The following is a 12,410-nucleotide window of genomic DNA, read 5'->3' as shown; positions in this document are numbered from 1 at the left end:
GAGCGAGGATCAGGCAGTGAGTTCGGCGCGGCCCTTGCGGCGGCGCGCCGAGACGATGGCGCGACCCGCACGGGTGCGCATCCGGAGACGGAAGCCGTGGACGCGCGCCCGACGACGGTTGTTCGGCTGGAACGTCCGCTTGCCCTTGGCCACGGTCAACACTCCTCGAGTCAGTGGGCACCAGTCGGTACCCGAAGCTTTTTTCGGTGAAACAGGTATTCGCGATGAATCGCAGGTCTGGTCATCATCGGCGCGTCGGTCTTGGCGCACAGTCGGTCGATAACGACCTACACGCGGTCAGCACAAGACCGCCACCGCACCAAAGGGTGACTGTACGAGGGTACTGATCGGCTCGGAGCGGGTCAAACTCGCCCCACCCCAGCTGGTTCGGACGCGCGACCAGGGGGAACGGGTCTCGACCGGTCAGACCCTGTGAGTATTTCCGTGAGTTCGTCCACACCCCTAGCCACGCCCGGGCGTAACACCAACACGCTTTGCTCGGGGATTGCTACAGAACCGCTGGTCAGAGCCCTGCCGAGTCGGCGCGCAACGGCGTTTCACAGTTACACAGGGTTCTCCACATCTGTGGATAATTGTGTGGAAAGACCCCTGGAGTGGCATATTCGTAGGGCCGACGGTGCCAACGCCGCCGCCCGGACTGGGGATCTGGGCAGCGTCCGAACCGGTTACGGACGTACGCAGGATCACGGTACCGACCCGAGCATGGTCGTCGCCACAATTTCCCCGCGTGCCCCGGCCGTCTGCTCCTATCGACCTACTTCCGGGGAGGAAACTGCATGGACGACGAGCAGAACGTGTTGGCCACGGTGTGGCCCGAGGTAGTCGCCGAGCTGACCACCGGGTCGCCGGACGGAGCCATTCCGGCGGTCACCCGCGCACAGCAGGCCTGGCTGAAACTGGTCAAGCCGCTGACGGTCGCGCAGGGGTTCGCCCTGCTCTCGGTGCCTTCCTCGTTGGCTCAGGAGGCCATTGAACGCGATCTGCGCGAGCCGATCCTGCGGTCGCTGGCCCGGCGACTCGGCCCCCAGGTGGAGGGACTCGGCGTGCGCATCGCCGCGCCGACGGTCCAGCCCACCGAGCGGGCGGGCAACAACCCTCGGCACGCCAGGATGACAAGCCGACCGGAACGCGCGCGCGACAACGGACCGAGGGACAACGGTCCCCGTGACAACGGCCCCAGGGACAACGGACGCAACCAACCCGGCTACCCCGGCAACGAGTACCCGACGCACGACGACTATCCGGCGCCGCGCTACGCGCAATCGAACGACTACGCCCAGCCCAACGACTACGCACCGGCCGCGGAGTACAACGGCGGCAACGACTACGCCGACAACGACTACGCACCGGACTACGCATCCGCCGGCGAGTACGACCGCCAGGACTACACCAACGGCGACTACGCCGACCGCGACGACTACCCGGTGCCTGCCGAAGTACCGACGGGCCGACGCGATCAAGCCCCGCCCCAACGCCGCGAACAGGAGATGCCGTCCCGGCGCGAGTCGATCCCGCCGGGGCAGGAGTCGCTGTTCACCCCCGACCCCGGTCCGGCCACCATGCGCGGTCCGGTCCGGACGCCGGTGCGCGAGGCGGCGTCGGCCGAGGATCCCGCGCACGATTCGGTCCGCGACACCGACGGTCAGCAACGCAACGACGAACCCGTGGTCAACGTGCGCAACACGTGGCCGACCTACTTCACCAAGTCGCAGGAGTCCGCGGCGCCCTCGAGCTCCTCGGCCAGCCTGAACGCGAAGTACACCTTCGAAACGTTCGTCATCGGCGCGTCCAACCGCTTCGCGCACGCCGCCGCGGTCGCCATCGCGGAGGCTCCTGCCCGCGCTTACAACCCGCTGTTCGTTTGGGGCGCTTCAGGTTTGGGCAAGACGCACCTACTACACGCCGCCGGGCACTACGCCCAGCGGCTGTTCCCCGGCATGCGGGTGAAGTACGTCTCGACCGAAGAGTTCACCAACGACTTCATCAACAGCTTGCGCGACGACCGCAAGGTGGCGTTCAAACGCCGCTACCGCGAGACCGACATCCTGCTGGTCGACGACATCCAGTTCATCGAGGGCAAGGAAGGTATCCAGGAGGAGTTCTTCCATACCTTCAACACCCTGCACAACGCCAACAAACAGATCGTCGTCTCGTCCGACCGCCCGCCCAAGCAGCTGGCGACGCTGGAGGAACGGCTGCGGACCAGGTTCGAGTGGGGCCTGATCACCGATGTGCAGCCGCCGGAGCTGGAGACGCGCATCGCGATCCTGCGCAAGAAGGCCAGGATGGACCGGCTCGATGTGCCGCACGACGTGATGGAACTGATCGCAACGCGGGTTGAGCGCAACATCCGCGAGCTGGAGGGCGCGCTCATCCGGGTGACCGCGTTCGCGTCGCTGAACGGCCAGCCGCTCGACCTGCCGCTGGCCGAGGTGGTGCTGCGTGATCTGATGCCAGACACTGCGGCGCTGGAGATCAATGCGGCGACGATCATGGCCGTCACCGCCGAGTACTTCAACACCACGCTCGAGGAGCTGACCGGGCCGGGCAAGGCGCGGCCGCTGGCGCAGGCCCGCCAAATCGCGATGTATCTGTGCCGGGAGCTGACCGACCTGTCGCTGCCGAAGATCGGTCAGGCATTCGGCCGTGACCATACGACGGTGATGTACGCGGAGAAGAAAGTCCGCAAGGAGATGACGGAGCGGCGCCGGGTCTACGACCAGGTGCAAGAACTGACAGCCCGGATCAAGCAACGCTCGCGCTAGTTCTCCCCACCCTGCTCCCAAAGTTCTACTAACACCTTCGCACCGCCCCTGACCTGGGGCGGTGCTTTTTGTGGCCTGTGGATTCCTCGAGGAATCCTTGTGGAGTCCTCGAGGAATCCACTGGTTTGTGCACCGATCGGCTAACAGGTGTGGGGATGGACCGTCCGCCGTCCGCTAACAGGACTTCATCCACACTTTCCCCAGGCAATCTTGCGCACAGGCAGTGACCAGCCAAGGAGGCACTCGAGGGGGTGTGGATTCCTCGAGGAGTCCATGTGGAGTCCTCGAGGAATCCTCGAGCTGTCCACGACCTGGTTCACACGTGTGAACAACCGGGTGAATTCGGTGGAACAACTCGAGGAGCGCTCGAGGATGAATATGGGACAACTCGTGAACTCCACAGACGCCTCGCGTTCATCCTCGAGACACTCGGCGGTCATCCCCACGGCAATGTGGCCCCGGACCAGCGGATTCGGCCGCAGTCCACAGAATCCACAGTGCCTACTACTACTTCAGTTCTTCTTCTAGAAGAACTCTCTTTGAAACAGGGTGTGTGGAAAGTCGGTCGAAGACGTCTCGTCCCGAACTGCTCTCGTCCCCAGGCAAGGAGAAGCGATCGGATCCGGATCGAGAGTCGTGACCCTCAGTCGATCCGCACTGCCTTCGCGTTACCCCGTCGAGGCGATGTCACGCACGCGGCCTCCTTGCGAGTGCAGCCCGGTCTACGAAACCGGCCAACAGATTTCGTGAGCACATGGGCAACTCACCGGGTACGAGCTGACTCGACCTCGACATTGCCGCCCGCCCCAACGTCGCCGTTGCTGCTCCCAGCTCTGGCCAGGAGACTCGGAGAGGCGGACTAGCGGGTCGGGCTAGGCCGTTGGGCCGCACGCGGGTACGGTTTGGTGTCGGTCGCGTGTGCCACACTTTTGATGGCGGCCGATCCACACCCTTCGCGAATCGATGTTGACGAGCCGAGAGGCTTTGGAGGACGAATGTCCGGCCACCGCACAACAGCTCACGGAACTGGGAGAGGACAGATCGGGCGATGGAGCTTGCAAGCATGAAGTTTCGGGTCGCCCGAGAAGACTTCGCGGAATCCGTTGCCTGGGTGGCTCGTAGCCTCCCGTCCCGGCCTCCCGTCCCGGTGCTCGGCGGTGTGCTGCTCGTTGCCGACGAAGGCGGGCTGACCGTCTCCGGCTTCGACTACGAGGTGTCCGCGCAGATGCGGGTGGCGGCCGAGGTCGCAGGGCCCGGTGAGGTTCTCGTCTCCGGCAGGCTGCTCGCCGACATCACCAAGGCGCTGTCGAACAAGCCGGTGGACGTGTCCGTCGACGGCACGCGCGTGCTGATCGCTTGCGGCAGCGCGAAGTTCTCCCTGCCGACCATGCCGGTCGAGGACTATCCCCAGCTTCCCGAGGTGCCCCAGCCGACCGGCGAGCTCCCCGTCGACGTGTTCGCGAACGCGGTCGGCCAGGTCGCCGTCGCGGCGGGCCGGGACGACACGCTGCCGATGCTCACCGGCATCCGGGTCGAGATCGAGGGTTCGAAGGTGGTGCTCGCGGCCACCGACCGATTCCGGCTCGCGGTGCGCCACATCGAGTGGAAGCCGACGAACGCCGATATCGAGACCGCGGTGCTCATCCCGGCCCGGACGTTGTCCGAATCCGCCAAGACGCTCGGCGCATCCGATGCCCCGGTGCAGCTGTCGCTCGGCACCGGCGGCGGGTCGGACGGTCTGCTCGGCATCGTGAACGCGGGCCGCCGGACCACCACCCGGCTGCTCGACGCCGAATTCCCCAAGTTCCGGCAGCTGCTGCCGAAGGAACACACCTCGATCGCCACCCTCCAGGTGTCGGTGCTCACCGAGGCCATCAAGCGCGTCGCGCTGGTCGCCGAGCGCGGCGCCCAGGTGCGGCTGGAGTTCTCCACCGAGGGCCTGCAGCTGTCTGCGGGCGGTGACGATGCAGGCCGCGCCGAGGAATGGCTCGAGGCCGACTTCCGTGGCGAATCGCTGACCATCGCGTTCAACCCCGGCTACCTGATCGACGGACTGTCCGCGCTGCACGCCGAGCGGGTCACCTTCGGGTTCACCACCCCCAGTCGTCCCGCCGTGCTGCTCCCGGCCGCCGAGGAAGAGCCGCAGGCGCTCGACTCGGGTGCGTTCGCGGCGCTGGACAGCCCGTACATCTACCTGCTGATGCCGGTCCGGCTCCCGGGCTGAGCACCTGTGCATGATCGCGATCCGGGTTCGGTTGCTGCGAAACCGGTAGCAACGCCGTGGCTTTCGACGCGGTCGGCGCCGGTCATCCACAGGACATCCACATCCTGTGGTCAAGGGATGGCCTTGCGGCGCCCTCGGCTCGGTGCGGATACCGTGTGCGCGGCACGCGGCGGTTCCGAGCGCGGCACCGCAGCACTCGCGGCGTCCTGGCCTGCGCATATGCCATCGCCGCGCGTTCCAGAGACGTCATGGTTCGCGCAGGCAGGGGCCAGGTAGCGGATGTTCATCAGGGCACTTTCGCTGCGTGACTTCCGTTCCTGGGAGCACGCGGAGCTCGAATTATCCCCAGGCCGAACGGTATTCTTGGGATCGAACGGCAACGGCAAGACGAACCTGCTCGAGGCGATCGGCTACCTCGCGACTCTCGGTTCTCATCGTGTCGCCGCCGACGCCCCGTTGATCAGGATGGGCGCCGACAAGGCGCGGATCGGCGCTTCGGTGGTCAACACCGGCCGTGAGCTGCGGATCGACGTCGAGCTGAACCAGGGCACCGCGAACCGAGCCCAGATCAACCGTTCGCCGGCGCGCCGGACCCGCGAGATCCTCGGCATCCTGCAGACGGTGTTGTTCGCGCCGGAAGATCTCGCCCTGGTGCGTGGCGATCCCGGCGAGCGCCGCCGCTTCATGGACGAGCTGTGCACCGCCCGCCTGCCACGGCTCGCCGCGGTGCGCAGCGATTACGACCGCGTCCTTCGCCAGCGCTCCGCGCTGTTGAAATCCGCTGGGCGCCAAGCCAGATCGAAGGCGGACCTGGGCACCCTCGACGTGTGGGACGGTCATTTGGCCACCCATGCCTCGGTGCTGTTGACGTACCGACTGCGGTTGGTACACGACCTGTACCCGTATCTGGCCCAGTCCTACGCCGCCATCGCCCCCGAATCACGGCCCGCCACAATCGGTTACCGCAGCGCGAGCCTGCCGCCCGAATTCCTCGATCCGGCAAGGGAACCCGCGCCGGACGACACCGAGGCGCTGGAGGCGATCATGCTGCGCGAGCTCGCCGCGGCAAGGCCGAAGGAGCTGGAACGCGGCGTGTGCCTGGTCGGCCCGCACCGCGACGAGCTCGACCTGAACCTCGGCGCGGCACCGGCCAAGGGTTTCGCCAGCCACGGCGAGTCATGGTCTTTCGCCTTGGCACTTCGCCTCGGCGCGTTCGAGCTGTTGCGCGCCACCGGGTCCGAGCCGGTGCTGTTGCTCGACGACGTGTTCGCCGAACTCGACCGCCGCAGGCGCACCGCCCTCGCCGCTGTCGCCGCCGGGGCGGAGCAGGTGCTGATCACCGCGGCGGTGCCGGAGGACGTACCCGCCGAGCTCGCCGCCGCTCCGCTGCGGGTGGAAACCAGCGGCGGCCCGGACGGCCGGACCTCGCGGATCGCCGAGCCGGTCCCGCCACCGTCCTGACGATCGAGTTTCGCATTCTGGCGAAAACAGCTAGACGTATGCACAGAAAAGCATGGTTATCAACAGGTCCTGTGGAGAACTCGGCCATGCCGGGAGGCGACGGTTTTCGTCGGTGCGCTGTCGTACAGTGACGTCTGGCCGCGCACTACGAGAGGAGCCTGGTGACCGAACAACAGCCACCGGCCGAACCGGCAGGACCGGAGCCGGAGTTGCGCGGTATCGATCTGGCCAGGCGCGCTCTGGAAGAGGCGCGCGCCGCGGCAAAGGCGAGCGGAAAGTCCGTCGGCCAGGGACGATCTTCGCCACAGCGCAGACTTCGGACCGGCGCACGTCGCCGCACCGGCTGGTCGGGTGCAGGCCCTGATCAACGCGATCCGCAGTCGCTGTCGTCGCTGACCGGCTCGATCGCGAAGAGTCGCGGCTGGTCGACCAAGGTCGCCGAGGGCATGGTGTTCGGCCGCTGGGCCGGTGTGGTCGGCGAGGACATCGCCGCGCATGCCACCCCGCTCACCCTGAAAGACAACGTGCTGAGCATCGCGGCCGAATCCACCGCGTGGGCAACCCAATTGCGCATGTTGCAGAGCCAGATCCTGGCGAAAATCACTGCTGCGGTCGGCCCCGGAGTGGTGAACTCATTGAAGATCACCGGCCCTGCCGCACCGAGTTGGCGCAAGGGCGAGCGCCACATCAGAGGCCGCGGTCCGCGCGATACCTACGGATAGGGAGTCGAGCGTTCCACGTGAAACGCTCGACGGTATCGCTCGATGCGACAAGCATTTTCGCCGCCGCGAGCGTGGACTGCGTTCGTCCCCAACGGCTGTGCATCGCTCAACAAGGCATCCACAGCTGAGCCGCGACCCCCGCCCACCGGCGCGAATAGAGCAGCGCCCGGCCTCCTCGCCCGGCGCTAGGCAACCCACCGGCAACGCACCGAGCTCGGTAAAATCCAGACATACCGCCGACGAACCGTAGGGCAACCGGAACGACACCCGATGCCTACCGTCCGAATCCTCCCAGAGCGGATCCAAAGTCCCGAAGGGCGGAACAGACTCGCCGCAATCCGATTTCTCGCATTCACGGAGCCGTCAGGGGTGTCGTAGGTGCGTTGTAGGTTGGCTGTACCAGTAGGATGGTGACGTAACTAGCGGCGATCACCTTCGGCGCGTTCCGTACCGCCCGCGCGGCCCCGTATTTTTCGAGCAGACCTGACCAGGGGCCAGCGCGTGCTGTACGACCCCTGCGCCGGGGATCAGCAAGTAAGGAGAGCTACCGACCAGTGGCTGCCAACGACTCCAACGCATCGGGCTCGACCAACGCTACCTCGGGCAAGCAGGACTACGGTGCCTCGTCCATCACGGTCCTCGAGGGGCTCGAGGCCGTCCGCAAGCGCCCAGGCATGTACATCGGTTCCACCGGTGAGCGCGGCCTGCATCACTTGATCTGGGAAGTCGTCGACAACTCCGTCGACGAGGCGATGGCAGGTTACGCGTCCAAGGTCGAGGTCACGCTCCTCGCCGACGGCGGCGTGGAGGTGGTCGACGACGGCCGCGGTATCCCGGTGGCCATGCACGCCCAGGGCGTCCCGACCATCGAGGTGGTCATGACGCAGCTGCACGCGGGCGGCAAGTTCGACTCGGACTCCTACGCGGTGTCCGGTGGTCTGCACGGCGTCGGCATCTCCGTGGTCAACGCGCTGTCCTCCCGGCTGGAGGCGGAGATCGACCGCGACGGCTTCCACTGGAGCCAGGCGTACAAGGACTCGATCCCCGGCAAGCTGGTCCAGGGCGACGCGTCGAAGAAGACCGGAACCACCATCCGCTTCTGGGCGGATCCGGAGATCTTCGAGACGACCACCTACAACTTCGAGACGGTCGCGCGCAGGCTGCAGGAGATGGCGTTCCTGAACAAGGGCCTCACCATCACCCTCACCGACGAGCGGGTCACCGACTCGGAGATCACCGACGACGTGGTGAGCGAGACCGCCGACGCGCCGAAGCACGCGGAGTCCGAGGGCGCGGCCGCGCCGGTCGAGCACAAGGTGAAAACCCGCACCTACCACTACCCGGGTGGTCTGGAGGACTTCGTCCGCCACATCAACCGCACCAAGCAGCCGATCCACAACTCCGTCGTCGGGTTCACCGGCAAGGGCACCGGGCATGAGCTCGAGGTCGCCATGCAGTGGAACTCCGGCTACTCGGAGTCGGTGCACACCTTCGCCAACACCATCAACACCCACGAGGGCGGCACCCACGAAGAGGGCTTCCGTGCGGCGCTGACCACGGTGGTCAACAAGTACGCCAAGGACAAGAAGCTGCTCAAGGAGAAGGACGGCAACCTCACCGGTGACGACATCCGCGAGGGTCTCGCCGCGATCGTCAGCGTGAAGGTGTCCGAGCCGCAGTTCGAGGGCCAGACCAAGACCAAGCTGGGCAACACCGAGGTCAAGTCGTTCGTGCAGAAGGCGTGCAACGAGCACCTGCAGCACTGGTTCGAGGCCAATCCGGCCGACGCGAAGACCATCGTGAACAAGGCGGTGTCCTCGGCGCAGGCCCGCGTGGCCGCGCGTAAGGCGCGAGAGTTGGTGCGCCGCAAGTCCGCCACCGATCTCGGCGGGCTGCCGGGCAAGCTGGCCGATTGCCGCTCCAAGGATCCGAGCAAGTCCGAGATCTACATCGTGGAGGGCGACTCCGCCGGTGGCTCGGCCAAATCCGGGCGTGACTCGATGTACCAGGCGATCCTGCCGCTGCGCGGAAAGATCATCAACGTCGAGAAGGCGCGCATCGACCGCGTGCTGAAGAACAACGAAGTCCAGTCGATCATCACCGCCTTCGGCACCGGCATCCACGACGAGTTCGACATCGCCAAGCTGCGCTATCACAAGATCGTGCTGATGGCCGACGCCGACGTCGACGGCCAGCACATCGCGACGCTGCTGTTGACGCTGCTGTTCCGTTTCATGCGCCCGCTGGTCGAGCAGGGCCACGTGTACTTGGCGCAGCCGCCGTTGTACAAGCTCAAGTGGCAGCGCTCCGAGCCCGAGTTCGCCTACTCCGACCGGGAACGCGACGGTCTGATGGAAGCAGGCCTCGCCGCGGGCAAGAAGATCAACAAGGACGACGGCGTGCAGCGCTACAAGGGCCTCGGCGAGATGAACGCCAAGGAGCTGTGGGAGACAACCATGGACCCGTCGGTGCGCGTGCTCAAGCTGGTCACCTTGGACGACGCGGCCGCGGCCGACGAGTTGTTCAGCGTGCTGATGGGTGAGGACGTGGAGGCCCGCCGCAGCTTTATCACCCGTAATGCCAAGGACGTTCGCTTCCTCGACGTATAAGCCGGTGCGTTTGCTCACCGGGCGCATGCCCGAGCAGAACCGCAACCGCACCGCCCGCTAAGGAGACTTCATGACCGACACGACGCTGCCTCCGTACGGAGGCACCGGCGGCGACCGGATCGACCCGGTCGACATCCAGCAGGAAATGCAGAACAGCTACATCGATTACGCGATGAGCGTGATCGTCGGCCGCGCGCTGCCCGAGGTGCGCGACGGCCTCAAGCCGGTGCACCGGCGCGTGCTGTATGCGATGTACGACAACGGGTATCGCCCCGACCGCGGCTATGTGAAGTCCGCGCGCCCGGTCGCCGAGACCATGGGTAACTACCACCCGCACGGCGACACCTCGATCTACGACACCCTCGTCCGGATGGCGCAGCCGTGGTCGCTGCGCTACCCGCTGGTCGACGGCCAGGGCAACTTCGGTTCCCGCGGCAACGACGGCGCGGCCGCCATGCGCTACACCGAGTGCAGGCTCACGCCGCTCGCGATGGAGATGCTGCGCGAAATCGACCACGAGACGGTCGATTTCATCCCGAACTACGACGGTCGCTCGCAGGAGCCGACCGTGCTGCCGAGCCGGGTGCCCGCGCTGCTGATGAACGGCAGCAACGGCATCGCGGTCGGCATGGCGACCAACATCCCGCCGCACAACCTGAACGAGTTGGCCGAGGCGATCTACTGGGCGCTGGACAACTACGACGCCGACGAAGAGTCGACGCTGGCCGCCTGCATGGAGCGGGTGAAGGGGCCGGACTTCCCGACCTACGGCCTCATCGTCGGTGGTCAGGGCATTCACGACGCCTACACCACCGGCCGCGGCTCGGTCCGCATGCGCGGTGTCGTCGAGATCGAGGAAGACAACAAGGGCCGGACCACCCTGGTCATCACCGAGTTGCCGTACCAGGTCAACACCGACAACTTCATCAACTCGATCGCCGAGCAGGTGCGCGACGGCAAGATCGCCGGCATCTCCGACATCCACGACGAGTCCTCGGACCGCGCGGGCATGCGGATCGTCGTCACCGTCAAGCGGGACGCGGTCGCCAAGGTCGTGCTGAACAACCTGTACAAGCACACCCAGCTGCAGACCAGCTTCGGCTGCAACATGCTGTCGATCGTCGACGGCGTGCCGCGCACGCTGCGGCTCGACCAGATGATCCGGTACTACGTCAAGCATCAGTTGGACGTCATCGTCCGACGGACCAAGTACTTGCTGCGCAAGGCCGAGGAGCGGGCCCACATCCTGCGCGGCCTGGTCAAGGCGTTGGACGCGCTCGACGAGGTGATCGCCCTGATCCGGCGTTCGGCCAACACCGACACCGCGCGCACCGGCCTGATGCAGATGTTGGATATCGACGAGATCCAGGCCACCGCGATCCTCGATATGCAGCTGCGCCGCCTCTCGGCGTTGGAGCGGCAGAAGATCGTCGACGAGTTGGCCAAGATCGAACTCGAAATCGCCGACTTGAAGGACATCCTCGCCAAGCCGGAGCGCCAGCGTGCCATCGTGCGCGACGAGCTGGCCGAGATCGTCGAGAAGTACGGCGACGAGCGCCGCACCAGGATCATCGCCGCCGACGGCGACGTGGCCGACGAGGACCTGATCGCCCGCGAGGACGTGGTCGTCACCATCACCGAGACCGGCTACGCCAAGCGCACCAAGACCGACCTCTACCGCAGCCAGAAGCGCGGCGGCAAGGGTGTGCAGGGTGCAGGCCTCAAGCAGGACGACCTGGTCAGGCACTTCTTCATCTCGTCGACCCACGACTGGCTGCTGTTCTTCACCAACAAGGGCCGGGTCTACCGCGCCAAGGCGTACGAGCTGCCCGAGGCCAACCGCACCGCGCGCGGCCAGCACGTGGCGAACCTGCTCGCCTTCCAGCCGGACGAGAAGATCGCCCAGATCATCCAGATCAAAAACTACGAAGTCGCCCCATATCTGGTGCTCGCCACCAAGAATGGCCTGGTGAAAAAATCGAAGCTGTCGGACTTCGATTCCAACCGCAGTGGCGGCATCGTCGCGGTGAACCTGCGCGACGAAGACGAACTGGTCGGGGCCGTGCTTTGTTCCGCAGAGGACGACCTGCTGCTGGTCTCGGCGCTCGGCCAGTCGATCCGGTTCTCCGCCACCGACGAGGCACTGCGCCCGATGGGCCGCGCCACCTCCGGCGTGCAGGGCATGCGCTTCAACGCCTCTGATGAACTCTTGAGTTTGAATGTTGTGCGCCCGGATACATATCTGCTGGTAGCCACAGCAGGCGGCTACGCTAAGCGAACGGCGATCGAGGAGTACACAGCACAGGGTCGAGGCGGTAAAGGTGTATTGACCGTCCAATACGACCCCAAGCGTGGCACCCTTGTCGGTGCGCTCATCGTCGAGGACGAAGATGAGTTGTACGCGATCACGTCCGGTGGTGGTGTCATCCGGACAGTGGCGAAGCAGGTTCGCAAGGCTGGACGACAGACCAAGGGTGTGCGATTGATGAACCTCGGCGAGGGCGATACGTTGCTTGCTATCGCGCGCAATGCCGACGAGCCTGATCCCGATCTGCTCGCAGGCGAAGAAGGCGACACCGGTTCCTCTGAGTAGTAACCCAACAGCGGC

Annotated in this window: 7 protein-coding genes; 6 read left to right on the top strand and 1 reads right to left on the bottom strand. The window is 65.8% G+C overall.

All coding sequences use genetic code 11. The features are described from left to right. Nucleotides 1-9: 9 nt before the first annotated feature. Nucleotides 10-153: a 50S ribosomal protein L34 gene (gene rpmH / locus NA11_RS27660; RefSeq protein ID WP_005516618.1), complete on the bottom strand. Its 144-nt coding sequence runs from the start codon at nt 151-153 to the stop codon at nt 10-12. A gap of 644 nt (nt 154-797) precedes the next feature. Here rpmH and dnaA point away from each other — a divergent pair. The 6 genes from dnaA to gyrA all read left to right on the top strand — a co-directional run bounded on the left by dnaA (nt 798) and on the right by gyrA (nt 12,395). Beyond that, nucleotides 798-2,786 (top strand): chromosomal replication initiator protein DnaA, encoded by a 1,989-nt coding sequence (gene dnaA, locus NA11_RS27655; protein WP_069164947.1) that lies wholly within the window; start codon nt 798-800, stop codon nt 2,784-2,786. A 1,048-nt stretch (nt 2,787-3,834) separates the two neighbouring features. Further along, entirely contained in the window at nt 3,835-5,010 is a 1,176-nt protein-coding gene (gene dnaN / locus NA11_RS27650) for a DNA polymerase III subunit beta (RefSeq protein WP_069164946.1), read from the top strand. Between the two features lie 279 nt (nt 5,011-5,289). Beyond that, on the top strand, nt 5,290-6,471 hold the full coding sequence (recF, locus tag NA11_RS27645) for a DNA replication/repair protein RecF (protein ID WP_069164945.1): 1,182 nt from the start codon (nt 5,290-5,292) through the stop codon (nt 6,469-6,471). 158 nt (nt 6,472-6,629) lie between these two features. Beyond that, nucleotides 6,630-7,193: a DUF721 family protein gene (locus NA11_RS27640; RefSeq protein ID WP_141717878.1), complete on the top strand. Its 564-nt coding sequence runs from the start codon at nt 6,630-6,632 to the stop codon at nt 7,191-7,193. A gap of 554 nt (nt 7,194-7,747) precedes the next feature. After that, entirely contained in the window at nt 7,748-9,802 is a 2,055-nt protein-coding gene (gyrB, locus tag NA11_RS27635) for a DNA topoisomerase (ATP-hydrolyzing) subunit B (protein WP_069164943.1), read from the top strand. A 70-nt stretch (nt 9,803-9,872) separates the two neighbouring features. Next, the gene (gene gyrA / locus NA11_RS27630; protein WP_069164942.1) at nt 9,873-12,395 is read left to right on the top strand and encodes a DNA gyrase subunit A; all 2,523 of its coding nucleotides are present in this window, start codon (nt 9,873-9,875) and stop codon (nt 12,393-12,395) included. The last annotated feature ends 15 nt before the right edge of the window (nt 12,396-12,410 follow it).

The sequence above is a fragment of the Nocardia altamirensis NBRC 108246 genome (assembly GCF_001612685.1).
Lineage (GTDB): Bacteria > Actinomycetota > Actinomycetes > Mycobacteriales > Mycobacteriaceae > Nocardia > Nocardia altamirensis.
Note: the sequence above shows the minus strand (reverse complement) of the source record. Positions and strands in the feature narration are given on the sequence as shown.